Source organism: Clostridium sp. 10cd* (assembly GCF_044336395.1).
Classification (GTDB): Bacteria; Bacillota_I; Bacilli_A; order Erysipelotrichales; family Erysipelotrichaceae; genus Clostridium_AQ; species Clostridium_AQ innocuum.
On the sequence record NZ_CP172347.1, the window covers coordinates 3,351,053 to 3,368,074 of the forward strand.

A 17,022-nucleotide genomic window follows, 5' to 3' on the forward strand; every position below is an offset into this window, starting at 1 on the left:
TGGAATCTGTCAAATTCCTAAAAAATCCACAAATTATTGATATTTCATTGATTCTAAACTATAAGATACATGAGCATGCAAACCACTATACAATCTTCTATAGGACCTTTCCGTATAAATTATCAGCATATTTGTAGGAGTTCCCTGTGAACTTTGGTAGCTGGTGGTTCGATTATCCTTTATGGGGCGCTTAATGGCAAAAAATAAAGACAAAGCCTTTGTTATTGCTAGACGCTGATACCCGTAGGTGTACTGCCATACACCGTAGAGTGTTAGCAAGCTGTTAGCAAATGAGCTTAGTTTTTTGCAATTTTTACTTTTTAAATATAAATCATTTGTCACTAGAAATCAAGATACTCGTACCCTTTGGACGTTCAGAAATGAGCGTCCTTTTTATATTTCAGAAAGAAAGGAGAATCAAAAAATTATGATAAAGATTATGAAACGATTGCTTACGGGTGTCCTTACCCTTGCAACCGTCTTTACCGCATTACCTACTACTGCGGTTCATGCAGCACAGACGCAATACTGGACGGAATCTGCGGAACGTGTGGGAATCGTTGAAAAGGTAATGAATGACGGTTCTATCGGCTCAACATTCAACGAGGGTCACATGACCGTTGAGGGCGAAGACGCTTACTGCATAGATATAAACACAAATTTTAAAAATGGCTATAAGACCAGAGATGACGCAAGCACACGCATGAGTGCCGACCAGATAGCTGACGTTGCCTTATCCATAGAATACGTCAAACAGTACACGGACAGTCACAAAGGGATAAGCAGTCAGCACGCCTACCTGTTAAGACAGTTAGTGGTCTGGCAGAGATTGAGCGTTCATTTAGGCTGGGGTTGCGATAACGTGCGAGCTGCCTATGATGAAATTCCCAAAGCGGTACAAGATGAAGTGTTCGCAGGAGCAAAAGCCTTTGTTAAAGAAAATAAAGGACGTTATGACTGTTATGGTTATATCTACTCTGGCGAGGGACAGGAATTAGGACAGTTTTATGCAAAGCTGGCTGTGGGAAATGGCAAGATTCAGAAATCTTCCAGTAATACGGGGATTACAGAATCTAACGACTGCTATTCAATCGCTGGTGCGACTTATGGTGTCTACGCTGATAAAAGCTGCAAAGAACAGCTTGCCACACTTACGACAGATAACAGCGGCAGCACTGAAACTGTGGAGCTAAAAGCTGCGACATATTATGTGAAAGAAACCAAAGCTCCCAAAGGATTCCAGTTAGATAAGAACATGTATACTCTTACGGTCAAAGTTGGCGAAACAGAAATCGTTGATTTAACAGATGAAGAACATTCCGTTTACAACCAGATTAAGCGTGGAGATATTGAGGGCGTGAAAATCGCTGCTGGCACACACAAGCGTCTTGCGAATGTTCCGTTTAGGATCACAAGCAAGACGACTGGTGAAAGTCATGTTATCGTAACGGACGCAAACGGTCAGTTCTCAACTTCTGCTGACTGGGTTTCCCATACACAGAATACCAATGAGGGTAAGACCAGCGAGGACGGTATCTGGTTCGGCACTTCCGCACCAGACGACAGCAAAGGTGCTTTGCCTTACGATACCTATACGATTGAGGAACTGCGCTGTGATTCCAATAAGGGAATGACGCTGATTCCTGCTTTTGATGTGGTGGTTTCAAGAGATAAGACCGTGATTGACTTAGGTACGCTGACAGATGAATACGAACCAGAAATCACTATCCATACAACTGCTGCTGATAAAGCAACAGGTGAAAAATCAATCGTCACTGGTAAAAGTGTGACTATCGTTGATACCGTTACTTTAGACGGTCTGAAAAAAGGTACAAAGTACCAGCTTAAAGGCTGGCAGATGGTAAAATCTGAAAACGCACAGCTACTTGTTGACGGAAAACCTGTAGAAAATGATTACACATTTACCGCAAAGGATTCCAAAATGGAAATCGAAATGGCATTTACATTCAATGCCAGTGCGTTAGGCGGCAGCGAGCTTGTAACCTTTGAGGAATTATACGACCTTTCCAATCCAGACGAGCCTATCAAAGTAGCGGAACACAAGGACATTGAGGACGACGGACAGACCGTGACAATCAAAGAAAGAGTGATTACGGTTCATACCACAGCTACCAGCAAGACGACTGGCGAAAAGATGATAGTTGCTGGCAAAGAAGTGACAATCGTTGATACCGTCACTTTAGACGGTCTGGAAAAAGACACACAGTACCAGCTTAAAGGCTGGCAGATGATAAAATCTGAAAATGCACAGCTATTGATTGATGGAAAGCCTGTGGAAAATGACCTTACGTTTACCGCAACGGACAGCAAGATGGAGGTTCAGATTGAATTTACTTTCAATGCCAGCGAGCTTGCAGGTAAGGAGCTTGTCACTTTTGAGGAATTATATGACGTGACGAATCCAGACGAACCTATCAAGATAGCGGAACACAAAGATATTGAGGACGAGGGGCAGACTGTGACAATCACAGAGCGTATCATCACTATGCACACGACTGCCAGTGACAAGGCAACTGGTGAAAAGACCATCAATGCCAACAAGGAGGTAACTATCGTCGATACTGTTACTTTGGACGGTCTGGAAACAGGCACACAGTACCAGCTCAAAGGCTGGCAGATGATAAAATCTGAAAATGCACAGCTACTGATTGATGGAAAGCCTGTGGAAAATGACTTTACATTCACAGCGACAGACAGCAAGATGGAGGTTCAGATTGAATTTACTTTTAATGCCAGCGAGCTTGCAGGCAAGGAGCTTGTCACTTTTGAGGAATTATTCGACGTGACGAATCCAGACGAGCCTATCAAGGTAGCGGAACATAAGGACATTGACGACGAGGGACAAACCGTGACCGTCAAGGAACAACCAGAACCCCCTGTCACACCAGAGGAATCCGATACGCCAGAAACACCTAGCAGAGCTGGCAACTCTTCAAAAACAGGTGACAATACACCTTTAGCTGCACTATTGGCTATGCTTGGAATTTCCAGTGCTGGTCTTATCTTCGCAGCCTATAAAAGATTTTATAAAAAGAAAGCTGACTAATACGGGAGGTATCAGCTGATGAAAGCAACGTCCCGTTCACCGCCCATCATAAAAAGTCAGCGTATATCTGACAATCTGGCTAAATTCTGCTTGATGATGGCGAATCTTTCTGAATGAGGATTGTCAAGGGTGCAACGCACAACGCCTGCCCTTGATAATCCACAAGCAGACAGATATTATCCCGACAGCAGAATGACACTATCAATAAAATATAGAAAGAAAAGAGGTATATTATGGAATTAAAACACGTTATCCCTAACATGGAAAAAACATTCGGGCATTTAGAATTTGCAGGTGAAAATAAGGTGGAACAGCGTAGGATCAACGGACGCATGGCGGTCGTTTCCCGTAGCTTTAACCTTTATTCGGACGTACAGAGAGCAGATGATATTATTGTCGTGCTGCCTGCGTCTGCTGGTGAGAAGAACTTTGAATCAGAGGAAAGGGTAAAACTCATCAATCCCAAAATCACCGCAGAGGGTTATAAAATCGGCACAAGAGGTTTCACAAATTATATCCTGTCAGCAGACGACATGGTGAAAGCATAAGGAGGTATCGAATCTATGAGATTAGCAAATGGAATCATCATTGACAAGGAAAAAACATTCGGCGTATTGAAGTTTTCGGCTCTTCGTCGTGAGGTACATATCCAGAACGAGGACGGTACGGTTTCTGAAGAAATCAAGGAGCGCACTTATGATTTGAAGTGTAAGGAACAGGGACGCATGATACAGGTAAGTATTCCTGCCACTGTTCCGTTAAAGGAATTTGACTACAACGCAGAGGTGGAAATCATAAATCCTGTGGCTGATACGGTGGCAACCGCTACCTTTCAAGGGGCAGATGTTGACTGGTACATCAAGGCAGACGATATTGTTTTGAAGAACATAGTAACTACTTTAAATGGTTCTCAAAACAAAAATAAGTAATTTTATTTATTCCCATATGATGTTACATAAGGTATAATTATTCTATAAATCAAAAGAAAAGAGGCAATTATGTATGATTAACTATAGTATTCTTAAAATAAAGCTGTTAAGCATTATTGAAAGTATTGATGATTATACCTCTGAACCAATCATATCTGTACCTTGCGCAACTTTAAAAAATGATTTAGAAAACGATACCATGACTATTGATGTTTTAGAATACTGCTGTAATATTATTGAGGATTGGTACAAGGATAACTTATCACATATTTGTAGCAATCAATATGTGATAAGACCTGAAAACCATAAAAAGAATACACAAACCATTAAAGAGATTAATGAAGATATTCAAGTTAATCGGGAAGAATATGAAAAATATTTTTCCAATCCTTCAATTAGTCAAGCTAATCCATCAATCAGCGGTGATAAAATATTTATTGTTCATGGACATGATAATGGCTTAAAAAATGAAGTTGCACGATTTTTAGAAAAATTAAAGCTAAAACCTATAATACTTCATGAGCAAGCTAGTGAGGGTGAAACAATTATTGAGAAAATTGAACGATATTCAAATGTTGGTTTCGGTATAGTATTGTATACTCCGTGTGACAAAGGAGGATTAGCTAACGATGGTGCGGAATTAAGGTGTAGAGCACGCCAAAACGTTGTCTTTGAACACGGGTATCTTATAGGGAAATTAGAAAGAAAAAATGTTTGCGCCCTTGTAAAAGATGATGTTGAAAAACCAAATGACATTTCTGGTGTAGTATATGTTTCCTATGATGAAAGTGGTGCTTGGAAGATTGAAATCGCTAAGGAACTGAAAGCGGCTGGTTATAACATCGATTTTAATAAACTGTTTTAAAATAATGTGTATACAGGCAGTGAATCTAAAAGGTTTGCTGCTTTTTTCGTGGAAAGGAGGATTTTATTTGCCACATTTTCAAAAGCGTGGAAACCGTATCAGAGCCAGCGATAAATCGCTGGTCTTTCGTTTTTCGGCTGGTTCGCTGCTCCTGCTTTTCCTTGCGGTGGTCTTGCTGCTAAACCTAAAGACAATCGCAGCAACGGACTGGAAATCGGTTCATTTCCTACAAGATGGCAGCGTCCATCTGACGGTCACGCCATACATGATAGTTTCTGTCATTGCGGCACTTCTAATCTGTGGGGCGGCTGCCCTCTTATACCGCAGATTCCAGTATGACAGGGTAAAGCAGCTCTTTCACCGTCAAAAGTTGGCAAAGATGATTCTGGAAAATGGGTGGTATGAATCGGAAACCACACAGGACAATGGATTCTTCAAGGACTTGCCAGCGACCAGCAAGAAAGAGAAAATCACTTACTTTCCTAAGATGTATTACCGCATGGAACACGGACTGCTGCATATCCGCACAGAAATTACATTGGGGAAATATCAAGACCAGCTCCTGCATTTGGAAAAGAAACTGGAAACAGGCTTATACTGCGAGCTGGTGTCCAAAGAACTAAAGGACAGCTATGTAGAATACGTCCTACTTTATGATACGATTGCCAACCGTATCACCATTAACGAGGTACAGGCGGAACATGGCAGCCTGCGTCTGATGAAAAATGTCTGGTGGGAATATGACAAGCTCCCCCATATGCTGATTGCTGGTGGTACTGGCGGCGGTAAGACGTATTTTATCCTTACCATTATTGAGGCTTTGCTAAAGGGCAATGCGGTGATGTATGTGCTAGACCCTAAGAACGCCGACCTTGCGGATTTATCCGCTATCATGCCAGAAGTCTATTACAAAAAGGAAGATATAACTGCCTGTATTGACCGATTCTATGATGGCATGATGGCAAGGAGCGAATCCATGAAAATGATGGAAAACTATAAGACAGGTGAAAACTATGCCTATCTCGGTCTTGCTCCCCACTTCCTTATCTTTGATGAATATGTGGCATTTATGGAAATGCTGACGACAAAGGAAAATGCCGCTGTGCTGAATAAGCTCAAACAGATAGTCATGCTTGGTCGGCAGGCTGGGTATTTTCTGATTCTAGCCTGCCAGCGTCCAGACGCAAAATATCTCGGTGACGGAATCCGTGACCAGTTCAACTTCCGTGTGGCATTGGGGCGTATGTCAGAGTTGGGATATTCTATGATGTTCGGTGAGGTTGACAAAGACTTTTTCTTGAAACAAATAAAAGGACGTGGCTATGTCGATACAGGAACGAGTGTTATATCAGAGTTTTACACGCCTCTTGTTCCCAAAGGGCATGACTTTCTAAAGGAAATCGGCAGACTGTCAAAAAACAGGCAGGACGGACAGGCGGCGTGCAGAGCGAAAGCCGCAGGTACGGACTAGCCTGTGTTGGTGTGGCTTGCCACAGCAACCATTCGCCCCCGTTATCTAACAGGGGGGCACAAATTATCTGGAAACAGTTCAATAAATATGGAAAAAACCGCTAAGACAGCGGACTTTTAGAAGATTCAAGGAAATGTGACAATACTGCCAACTATCACATTCTTTTTTTGATTGGAGGGATTATGGCTGAATGATACTGACTGGATAGACCATTTCAAGGAACAACGGACGCAGTACGGCGTTTCCCAGAATCAGCTTGCGGTCATGGCTGGTGTCAGCCGAGAATACATCAGCAGGCTGGAATCTGGCAAAGTAACCTTGACAGAAGAAATCAGGGTGAAACTGACGGACGCACTGGACAAACTGAATCCAGAGAATCCGCTGGAAATGGTCTTGGATTATGTGAGAATCCGTTTCCCCACACAGGACGTTAAGCACATTGTTGAGGATATTCTCAAAATAAGGCTTGATGTGATGATACATGAGGACTTCGGATTCTATTCCTATTCAGAGCATTATGTCTTAGGCGATGTGTTCGTGCTGACTTCGCCCGATGAGGAAAAAGGCACATTGCTGGAACTGAAAGGAAAAGGCTGCCGCCAGATGGAAAGCTATCTTCTGGCGCAGCACAGGAGCTGGTATGACTTTCTTATGGACGCTCTGTTGGAGGGAGGTGTGATGAAACGTCTTGACCTTGCCATCAACGATATGGCAGGAATCTTAGATATTCCAGAGCTGACAGAGAAATGCAACCATGAAGAATGTATTTCCGTATTCCGCAGCTTTAAGAGCTACCGCAGCGGCGAGCTTGTTAAAAGCAAAGAACAGGACAGATACGGTATGGGAAATACATTGTATGTCGGTTCGCTAAAATCGGAAGTCTATTTCTGTATCTACGAAAAGGACTATGAACAGTATGTCAAATACGAGATTCCCCTTGAAGATACGAAAATCAAAAACCGTTTTGAGATAAGGCTAAAGAACGAGCGAGCCTATTATGCGGTGCGTGACCTGCTGACCTACCATGACGCAGAACGTACCGCTTTTGATATTATCAACCGCTATATGCGATTCGCTGACAAGGAGGTGGAAAAGCGACGCAGCGAATGGAAAACCAATGAAAGATGGGCGTACTTTATCGGTTCTGATCGTGGGCGTTTGAAATTAACGACCAAACCAGAACCGTACACGCTCACACGGACGCTGAACTGGATAAGCAGGCAAGTTGCCCCGACTTGGAAAGTCTTGCAGCAGATAGATGATACCAACGGAACAACGTATCTCAAAGATATTTTGAACCATGCAAAACTTACGGAGCGTCATAAAAAACTGATTGAACAGCAGACAACTTCCACAGAAAAAATCACAACACAGGAGGAATAACAACATGAAAAACATTTTATTTGACCTGTTCCTGTTCACACTTGGGGCAGGCTTTGGTGTAGTTATCATGTGCTTTATGCAGACAGCAAAAGCCGCAGACAGAGAAATTGAGATGATGGAAAGGAGAAAAAAATAATGAATTTTGGACAGAACTTATGTGCGACTCGTTCCTTAGTGAAAAGCTAAGGCACTAATAAAAGAACGAAAAAGTTTGATTATTAGGAGAACTGATAATCTGACAGGTGGAATGATGAAGTAACGCTCTGAAACGCCTGCCCTGAGCCTCCGACAAGCATTGAATGAGGAAACTCAGAATGTTTGAAGCTCGGTAAAGACGGCTGAAAGATACCGTAATAGTTGATGAACATATATCTTCTATCGAAAACTATCCAGAGGTGGGTAGCGTATCCAACAGGTCGGGGGTCTATAAAATATCTATGGTTAGAATGTTCCACAAGGGACTGACGAAACAGCGAATGTACGGGTCTAAATTTGTACTTTGTAGAAATGCAAAGGTACGAGAAATCGTAGCTGGTGTGGCAAAGTAAGAATATAGGTTATGAAATGCCATATACCGTTACAGGCGGTATCAAGCCAGCAGGCTTATAGCTAGTGACCTAAGGATATATATGTATAGATAAGATTATCGGAACGAGGAAAGGTATTGGGTTCTCATCAAGAGAATAAGCTGACGAAGAACAATAAGCAGTTGAACCAATGCTGAAAAGCAGAGGGCGAACCTAAGAAATTCTTGTAATGGGAATGGAGGAATACCCTCAAGTCGTGTATATATTAGAAAAGTATTATGTTGCTTTAATAAGGATTACGAGTAAGATAAAAAAGCTCACTCAATTTCAAGCAAAGGAGTGAAGCCTTATGCCTAAAAATAAAAATGAAACATTGTGTGTAGAAGATTTAAGACACGCTGAATATTACGAAATGCAAAACACCTTTGATGATTTATATGCCAAAAGTAAGAATGGAGATATTTTCACTCATCTTATGGATATTATCCTATCGAGAGAAAATATATTACTGGCATATCGAAATATCAAAGCAAATGCAGGCAGTAAGACAGCAGGAACAGACGGTACAATAATTAAAGATATTGGCAAATTGCCAGCAGAAACAGTTGTCAAAAAGGTAAGATATATTGTCGCAGGCACTCCGCACGGGTATCGACCTAAGCCAGTAAGGCGAAAAGAAATACCAAAACCAAATGGGAAAACCAGACCTCTAGGCATTCCTTGTATGTGGGACAGGCTTATACAACAATGTATCAAACAAGTATTAGAACCAATCTGCGAAGCTAAATTTAGTGAAAACAGCTACGGTTTCAGACCTAATAGGTCGGTTGAAAATGCAATAAAAGCAACCTATAACCGCCTACAAATCAGCCAGCTACATTATGTGATTGAATTTGATATTAAGGGTTTCTTTGACAACGTGAACCATTCCAAACTGATAAAACAGATATGGGCTATGGGAATACGGGACAAGCACTTGATATTCATTTTAAAAAGGATATTAAAAGCTCCAATTAAAATGCCTGACGGCACAATAACATATCCAGAGAAAGGAACTCCACAGGGGGGAATTATATCCCCACTACTAGCCAACATTGTTCTTAATGAGTTAGACCATTGGGTAGAAAGTCAATGGCATGAAAATCCTGTTACAAAAAACTATGTGGTTCATATCAATAAAAGCGGTAGCCCATGTAAAAGCAACGCTTACAAAGAAATGAAGAAAACAAAGTTAAAGGAAATGTATATGGTTCGTTATGCAGATGATTTTAGAGTTTTCTGTCGCTACAAAGAAAGTGCTGAAAAAACCAAAATAGCAATTACTCAATGGATCGAGCAACGACTAAAATTGGAAGTATCACAAGAAAAAACAAGAATTGTAAATGTTAGAAAAAGATACTCCGACTTTCTTGGTTTCAAGATTAAAATGATACCGAGAAGAAAGAAGTTAGTTGTTAAATCACATATAAGTGATAAACAATTCAAGACCCAAAAAGACAAGCTGGTATCACAGGCAAAGAAAATTGCTTCTCCCTCAAAGGGAAAAACAGAATTAGAGGAAATAAGACTTTATAATTCAATGGTATTAGGTATGCAAAATTATTATCAGATTGCAACAAATGTAAATCTGGATTGTATGAAACTTAATAGAGCTGTAATGGCTATCTTCACTAACAGATTAGGTGCAAGCAAAAAGGGCAGATTGAGAAAAACAGGCAGACAACTTACAACAAAAGAAGCAACAAGATATGGTAAATCTAAAATGCTTCGATATGTTGCTGGCGAGGGCGAACCTATATTCCCTGTTGGATATATCCAACACAGAAAACCAATGGCAAAAGTGTATTCAGCAAACTGCTATACTCCAGAGGGAAGAAAATTTATCCATACCAATCTAAGTGTTGATAAATTACTGATGTATCAGTTGATGAAATTATCTTTGGAAAATCGCACAATAGAATACGCAGACAATCGAATTTCGCTATTTTCTGCCCAACATGGAAAATGTGCTATAACTCTGGAAGAATTTCAACAAGCTAATGAAATACACTGTCATCATATTGTACCAACTAGGGCTGGTGGTAATGACGATTATAAAAATCTTATTTTGGTAAAAGAGGCGGTACATCGTCTAATACACGCAAAAACAGAAGAAACAATACAAAAATATATAGCTCTATTGAAACTAAATAAAGTCCAGCTCATAAGACTAAATAAATATAGAGTATTAGCTGGCAATCAAGAATTAAACTTGATATAGGTCTACTACATAAATACTTTTCAATATAAACACGATGGAACGCGGAGTGCGGTGAAAGTCGCACGCTCCGTGTGAATGGGGGGAAAAGTTTGAGATATTTATAATATCAGGAACTTACCTATCCATATACAACTGGTTTTTATCTAACGCACAATCCCTTGTGCTTATGGCAATCGCTGTTATCGGAGTGTATCTCGGATTCAAGCGAGAGTTTTCAAAACTTATCGGGTTCTTGGTGATTGCCTTAATCGCTGTCGGCTTGGTATTCAATGCCGCTGGCGTAAAAGATGTGCTGTTAAACTTATTCAATAAGATTATCGGAGCGTAACTCAATTAGAACTCTTTTGTAAAATGCTTTGCTAAATGATATAATACCATTAGTAGAATCTTACATATTCGAGAGGAGAATACTAATGGCAAAGAACAAAAAAAGTCCGAAAATGATGAAAGTGGTTTATTTTGATGAAACAGCGGCAACGGACTATATTACTATACAAAACGGTGGACAAATTGACTGGACAACCACAGAAAATAAAGAAAGATTAGCAAAAATTATTGCCGAAATTGATGTACAAGCTAAAGGCGGATTTAATTTATTTTCATTTATCAAGTCTTCGGTATCTGGAAATACCAATGCAAACTTTGATGCAAACACTAGCAAGTTAATAAAAAGTACAGTTACCAATACTCTTCTAACAGATTATATTTCAATGGCAAGTGAAGATAAAAATATTCAACAATTCCATAATGATGGTGTTTATGCTCCAGAAAATTCTATTTCTATGTATAGGATGTATAGTTCATATCTAAATATTGTACCTAAAGAGCAAATTCCTATAGACCTTGAGGGACTTAATAATGCTCTTCTTGGTGAGAGAGGATATTATCAAATGCTTTTAAATAGTGAAAAAGAGCCTTCTTGTGTTTTGAGGTTTAATATAAACGCATTTAAAAATGATTATAGCTTAGCTGATTTATCGAAAATGAATTTATCGTATTTTGGTGTCAAAGTGGGGCAATGTACGAAAGAACAATTATCTTTAGAAAAGGAATTTGAAATAAAATCATCAACTAATATACCTAATGTTAAGGAAATTGTAACTGGAGAAATAAGTGAGTCCTCGATAAAATACTTAGATGTTTTTGATATTGTGTTGGCGGGGGTGATGAGTATTGAATAAAGTAATCATATATTATGGTTCAAAAGAAAAATTCAATCGAATTATTCCAAAAGAATATAGAAATTTAACTGATTTAGTTTATGAATCGGATAAAGACGGAAAGACCATGAAATTAGTAATACCAAATCAAAATGGTGACTATCCGAAAGAAGACAAGGAAGAAAAAATTTATGTAAAAAATTTTGTGATAAGTTCAGATGAATATGCTGGAGTTCGAGAACATGTTATTACAAATTTTATAAACTTTCTTGCTAAATTTGACGTAGAAAATTTGTATATTCAGAACCCACCACTACAAATAAGTGAACAAATTCTTAGATTATATCCAAATGCAGACGTGAAATATCAAAGATATAAACGGCTGACAACTTCTCATTTACTCAAAATAAATGAAGAATATGACAATAAAATTATAGGGCAGGAAGATGTTAAACTTGAATTATTGCAAGCTCTTTTCCCCCTTACTATGAAGTACAGACAAAAACCTGTAGTTTTATTATTTTATGGTAAATCGGGAATTGGTAAGACAGAAACAGCAAAATATATAGCTAAGATTATAGGCGAACCCATATTTAGAAAACAATTTTCTATGTATCAAAACAATCAATTTGCTACATATTTATTTGGAGGTGCGCATTATGAAAAAAGTTTTGCAAAAGATTTATTAGATAGAAAGTCTAATGTTTTATTGCTTGATGAGTTTGATAAAGCACATCCCTCTTTTCACAGTGCATTTTATCAACTTTTTGATGAGGGTGTTTACGAAGACCAGAATTATTATCTAACACTAAAGAAATCTATTATAATATGTACTTCAAATTATACAGATTTAAAAGACATCGAAGAGAATTTAGGTAGTGCGATTTATAATCGTTTTGATAAGATTATTCACTTTGAAGATTTAAGTGTTGAATCAAAAATGAGGATTGGACAAATGGCATTTGAAAAATATGAAACAAATTTCAAACATCGTTTGGACAAGGCAACAAAGGACAGATTAGAAAAATCATATATACAATGCGATAATGTTCGACAAATACATCATATTATTGAGAATACTTTTGCACTATCAGTAATTTTAAGCAAAACAAAAAAATAGGCATTTGAAGCAGTAAATCTTAACGGTTTGCTGCTTTTTTTATGCAAAATTTTAAGACAGGAGGACAACATGAAAACAGATATTTTTGAGGATATGAAAGATTGGGTCGGCTGCAAATACATTTCCGACCTGCCCTACCGCAAACGTGAGGTATGGGAAATCATCAAGCAGCACTCGCCGCTTGCCTATCCAGAAGAACAACTGGAAAAATTCTGCCATTATGTGTTCGGTGTAGATTACGCTGTCATAATGGGAATACTGGAAAACAGGAAAGGAAGTGATAAACCTTGTATGAAATGCGAATCTATCTTTTAAACAATACCCAGCCTTACCGTGACGACGAGGAAGAGGGTTACGCTGGCGGCTGGTTCAACTGCCCTGTGGATTTGGAGGAAGTCAGAGAAAGACTGGGCGTTGAAAATGAAGAACAGCTAGAGATAGCCGATTATGAGCTGCCTTTTGAGGTACACAGTGAAATGCCCCTGTGGGAAATCAACGTAAAATGCCGCATAGTACAGGAAATCGAGGGTACGCCTATCGGCAACGAAATGAAATCCATCATACAGAGATGGTTTTACGGGTTTGATGAATTTATCGACCATAAGGACGAGATACGCTATTATGACGTGGCTGACGGTGCGGCACTGGCAGAATACCTTATCTGCGAGGAATGTATTTTCGGTGAGATTCCCCACGAACTTCAAAAGCACATTGATTACCGTTCCTACGGAAACGAGCTGGAAATGCAGGACAGATACCTGTTTACACCCAGCGGCGTATTCTGCTATCAGTAAAGGGGTGATGTGATATAGAAGAAATGCGAATCTATATCGCCAATCTTGGAAAATACAACGAGGGTGAGCTTGTAGGCGCATGGTTTACGCCGCCCGTCAATTATGACGAGATGGCGGAGCGTATCGGTCTGAATAAATTTTATGAAGAATACGCTATCCATGATTATGAGCTGCCCTTTGAGATTGACGAATACACACCGATTGAGGAAGTCAACCGTCTGTGTGAGATGGTGGAGGATTTACCAGAGGATATACAGGACGAACTTTCTGAACTGTTATGCTGTTACAGCAGCTTGGAGGAACTTTGCGAACACGCCGACGAGATTATCCACTATCCCGACTGCAACGATATGACAGACGTTGCCTATTATTTTATAGATGAATGTCAATGTCTTGGGGAGATACCAGACAGGATAAGAAATTACATAGACTATGAATCCTATGGGCGTGACCTTGATTTAGAGGGGCGTTTTGTCGTTACGAATCATGGCGTGTTTGAATGTCCATATTAACAAAATATCAACGCAACGACCAGTGAAAACCACTGGCATTTTTTATGCAGCAGCTTGTGAAAACAGGCTGCTGTTTCCATTTAGAAAAGAAAGGAGCTGTGAACATTGAAGAAAATCAAAAGCTATACAAGCATATGGAGCGTGGAGAAAGTCATTTACGCTATCAACGACTTTCAGCTCCCGTTCCCCCTCACGTTCAGTCAGATGGCATGGTTCGTGGTATCGCTGTTCGTGGTGATTCTTTTTGGGGAGCTACCGCCCTTTTCCTTGATTGACGGTGCGTTCCTCAAATACTTTGGAATCCCCGTGGCTTTTACTTGGTTCGTGTCGCAAAAGACCTTTGACGGAAAAAAGCCTTTTGGATTCCTAAAGTCCTGTGTCAGCTTTCTGCTGCGCCCTAAAGTGACCTATGCTGGAAAGGCGGTTCGGCTGAAAAAAGAAACATTCAATCCCATGATTACAACAGTTAGGAGTGTGATATATGTTCCCGATTAAGTATATTGAAAACAATCTGGTGTTCAACCATGACGGTGAGTGCTTTGCCTACTATGAGCTGACACCTTACAATTACTCGTTCCTGTCACCAGAGGAAAAGTATATGGTGCATGACAACTTCCGACAGCTTATCGCACAGAACCGTGACGGAAAAATCCATGCCTTGCAGATTGCCACGGAGGACAGCCTGCGTGCGGTGCAGGAGCGTTCTAAAAAAGGAATCACAGGGCGACTTCGTGATGTTGCTTGTGCAAAGATAGATGAACAGACAGAGGCGTTGGTGGATATGATTGGAGAAAATCAGATTGACTACCGCTTTTTTCTCGGATTCAAGCTGCTGGTAAATGAGGAAGAAATCAACCTAAAGAGCATGAGGAAGTCGGCGGCTATGACCTTTGCTGATTTTCTCTATGAAGTCAACCACAAGCTCATGGGTGACTTTGTTTCCATGAGTAATGATGAGATTAACCGTTTTATGAAGATGGAAAAGCTGCTGGAAAGCAAACTCTCACGCCGCTTTCAGTTCCGCAGGCTGGATAAGAACGACTTCGGCTATCTCTTGGAGCATATCTACGGGAATACAGGAGTTGCCTACAATGATTATTCCTATGAACTGCCTGTAATAAAACGAAAACATGAAACGCTGGTAAAGCGTTATGACCTTATACGCCCCACACGCTGTCTGATTGAAGAAAACCAGCGATACCTAAAGATAGAGCGTGAAGATCAGACAACATATGTTGCCTACTTCACGATTAACAATATCGTAGGTGAGCTGGACTTCCCATCTTCGGAAATCTTCTATTATCAGCAGCAGCAATTTACGTTCCCTGTTTCCACTTCCATGAATGTGGAAATCGTCACCAACAAAAAGGCGCTGACAACAGTTCGCAACAAAAAGAAAGAACTAAAGGATTTAGACAACCATGCGTGGGAATCCAACAACGAAACGGGAAGTAACGTCATGGACGCCCTCGATTCGGTCAATGAACTGGAAACCAGCTTAGACCAGTCAAAGGAATCCATGTATAAGCTGTCCTATGTTATCCGTGTGGCTGCGGATTCTCTGGAAGAATTGAAACGCCGCTGTGATGAAGTTAAGGACTTTTACGACGACCTCAACGTAAAACTGGTTCGCCCATTCGGGGATATGCTGGGGCTGCATGGTGAATTTATCCCAGCAAGCAAGCGTTACATCAATGACTATATCCAGTACGTCACGTCGGATTTCCTCGCTGGACTTGGATTCGGCGCAACGCAGCAGCTTGGGGAAACGGACGGAATCTATATCGGCTATAACCTTGATACTGGAAAAAATGTGTACCTAAAACCCAGCCTTGCCGCACAGGGCGTAAAAGGTTCGGTGACAAATGCACTGGCTGCCGCTTTTCTCGGTTCGCTTGGCGGCGGCAAGTCATTCTGTAACAATCTGATTATCTATTATGCGGTGCTGTTTGGAGGGAAAGCGGTCATTGTAGACCCTAAATCAGAACGTGGCAACTGGCAGAAAACCTTACCCGACATTGCACATGAAATCAAGATAGTCAACCTTACCAGTGAGGGCAAGAGCAAAGGACTTCTTGACCCGTATGTGATTATGCGCCGCAAAAAAGACGCTGAAAGCCTAGCGATTGACATACTCACATTCCTTACAGGTATTTCTTCCCGTGACGGTGAAAAGTTCCCCGTCCTGCGTCGTGCTATCCGTTCCGTGACACAGAGCAGGCAGCGTGGCCTGCTGCGTGTCATTGAAGAATTGAGGAAAGACGGTTCACCTGTGGCAGAGAATATCGCAGACCATATCGAGAGCATGACGGACTATGACTTTGCACACCTGCTGTTCTCGGACGGGAACGTGGAGCAGTCCATCAGCTTAGATAGGCAGCTAAACATCATACAGGTGGCTGACCTTGTACTGCCCGATAAGGACACGAGGTTTGAGGAATACACCACAATGGAGCTGCTCTCCGTAGCAATGCTGATTGTCATAAGCACCTTTGCCCTTGACTTTATCCATTCCGACAGAGGGATTTTCAAGATGGTGGACTTGGACGAGGCATGGACGTTCTTGCAGGTGGCACAGGGCAAAGCTCTTTCCAACAAGCTGATTCGTGCTGGTCGTTCCATGAACGCCGCTGTCTACTTTGTGACGCAGAACTCTGGCGACGTGGACGACGAGAAGATGAAAAACAATATCGGTTTGAAATTTGCCTTTCGCAGTACCGATATAAAGGAAATCAAGAATACCCTTGAATTTTTCGGGGTGGACAAGGAGGACGAGGGCAACCAGAAACGCCTTAGGGATTTGGAAAACGGGCAATGCCTGTTTCAAGATTTATACGGGCGTGTGGGCGTTATCCAGATACACCCTGTATTTGCTGACCTGTTCGCTGCCTTTGACACCAGACCGCCGATACATACGGAAGAATCGAGGTGAAG

The 17,022-nt window shown here is 40.8% G+C and carries 16 protein-coding genes; all 16 read left to right on the forward strand.

Going from position 1 to position 17,022, the window contains the following annotated elements:
- Nucleotides 1-703 precede the first annotated feature (703 nt).
- The 16 genes from ACG3M1_RS16685 (at nucleotide 704) to ACG3M1_RS16760 (ending at nucleotide 17,020) form a co-directional block, all read left to right on the forward strand.
- Complete coding sequence (locus ACG3M1_RS16685) at nucleotides 704-3,067, forward strand: VaFE repeat-containing surface-anchored protein (protein WP_395815464.1); 2,364 nt, start codon at nucleotides 704-706, stop codon at nucleotides 3,065-3,067.
- 233 nt (nucleotides 3,068-3,300) lie between these two features.
- Entirely contained in the window at nucleotides 3,301-3,615 is a 315-nt protein-coding gene (locus tag ACG3M1_RS16690) for a YdcP family protein (RefSeq protein ID WP_008817929.1), read from the forward strand.
- Nucleotides 3,616-3,630: 15 nt separating this feature from the next.
- The gene (locus ACG3M1_RS16695; RefSeq protein ID WP_008817930.1) at nucleotides 3,631-3,996 is read left to right on the forward strand and encodes a YdcP family protein; all 366 of its coding nucleotides are present in this window, start codon (nucleotides 3,631-3,633) and stop codon (nucleotides 3,994-3,996) included.
- A 73-nt stretch (nucleotides 3,997-4,069) separates the two neighbouring features.
- Nucleotides 4,070-4,861 carry a TIR domain-containing protein gene (locus ACG3M1_RS16700; protein ID WP_008817931.1) on the forward strand — a complete coding sequence of 264 codons (792 nt, stop codon included), beginning with the start codon at nucleotides 4,070-4,072 and terminating at the stop codon, nucleotides 4,859-4,861.
- Nucleotides 4,862-4,928: 67 nt separating this feature from the next.
- Nucleotides 4,929-6,332 carry an FtsK/SpoIIIE domain-containing protein gene (locus ACG3M1_RS16705; protein WP_008817932.1) on the forward strand — a complete coding sequence of 468 codons (1,404 nt, stop codon included), beginning with the start codon at nucleotides 4,929-4,931 and terminating at the stop codon, nucleotides 6,330-6,332.
- Between the two features lie 171 nt (nucleotides 6,333-6,503).
- Nucleotides 6,504-7,715 (forward strand): MobT family relaxase, encoded by a 1,212-nt coding sequence (mobT, locus tag ACG3M1_RS16710; RefSeq protein ID WP_008817933.1) that lies wholly within the window; start codon nucleotides 6,504-6,506, stop codon nucleotides 7,713-7,715.
- A 4-nt stretch (nucleotides 7,716-7,719) separates the two neighbouring features.
- Nucleotides 7,720-7,851, forward strand: a complete 132-nt coding sequence (locus ACG3M1_RS16715) for a DUF3789 domain-containing protein (RefSeq protein WP_008817934.1) — start codon at nucleotides 7,720-7,722, stop codon at nucleotides 7,849-7,851.
- A gap of 740 nt (nucleotides 7,852-8,591) precedes the next feature.
- Entirely contained in the window at nucleotides 8,592-10,502 is a 1,911-nt protein-coding gene (ltrA, locus tag ACG3M1_RS16720; RefSeq protein WP_003436850.1) for a group II intron reverse transcriptase/maturase, read from the forward strand.
- 103 nt (nucleotides 10,503-10,605) lie between these two features.
- Nucleotides 10,606-10,830, forward strand: a complete 225-nt coding sequence (locus ACG3M1_RS16725) for a hypothetical protein (RefSeq protein ID WP_242407888.1) — start codon at nucleotides 10,606-10,608, stop codon at nucleotides 10,828-10,830.
- An 85-nt stretch (nucleotides 10,831-10,915) separates the two neighbouring features.
- Nucleotides 10,916-11,683: a DUF6414 family protein gene (locus ACG3M1_RS16730; RefSeq protein ID WP_008817935.1), complete on the forward strand. Its 768-nt coding sequence runs from the start codon at nucleotides 10,916-10,918 to the stop codon at nucleotides 11,681-11,683.
- Nucleotides 11,676-12,782 carry an AAA family ATPase gene (locus tag ACG3M1_RS16735; protein WP_008817936.1) on the forward strand — a complete coding sequence of 369 codons (1,107 nt, stop codon included), beginning with the start codon at nucleotides 11,676-11,678 and terminating at the stop codon, nucleotides 12,780-12,782. The genes ACG3M1_RS16730 and ACG3M1_RS16735 overlap by 8 nt, the downstream gene beginning before the upstream one ends.
- Nucleotides 12,783-12,851: 69 nt before the next feature.
- Nucleotides 12,852-13,097: a hypothetical protein gene (locus ACG3M1_RS16740; RefSeq protein ID WP_008817937.1), complete on the forward strand. Its 246-nt coding sequence runs from the start codon at nucleotides 12,852-12,854 to the stop codon at nucleotides 13,095-13,097.
- Nucleotides 13,079-13,576 carry an antirestriction protein ArdA gene (locus tag ACG3M1_RS16745; protein WP_008817938.1) on the forward strand — a complete coding sequence of 166 codons (498 nt, stop codon included), beginning with the start codon at nucleotides 13,079-13,081 and terminating at the stop codon, nucleotides 13,574-13,576. The genes ACG3M1_RS16740 and ACG3M1_RS16745 overlap by 19 nt, the downstream gene beginning before the upstream one ends.
- Nucleotides 13,577-13,599: 23 nt before the next feature.
- Nucleotides 13,600-14,088: an antirestriction protein ArdA gene (locus ACG3M1_RS16750; RefSeq protein WP_008817939.1), complete on the forward strand. Its 489-nt coding sequence runs from the start codon at nucleotides 13,600-13,602 to the stop codon at nucleotides 14,086-14,088.
- A 105-nt stretch (nucleotides 14,089-14,193) separates the two neighbouring features.
- Nucleotides 14,194-14,583: a conjugal transfer protein gene (locus tag ACG3M1_RS16755; RefSeq protein WP_008817940.1), complete on the forward strand. Its 390-nt coding sequence runs from the start codon at nucleotides 14,194-14,196 to the stop codon at nucleotides 14,581-14,583.
- On the forward strand, nucleotides 14,570-17,020 hold the full coding sequence (locus ACG3M1_RS16760; RefSeq protein ID WP_008817941.1) for an ATP-binding protein: 2,451 nt from the start codon (nucleotides 14,570-14,572) through the stop codon (nucleotides 17,018-17,020). The genes ACG3M1_RS16755 and ACG3M1_RS16760 overlap by 14 nt, the downstream gene beginning before the upstream one ends.
- Nucleotides 17,021-17,022: the final 2 nt, after the last annotated feature.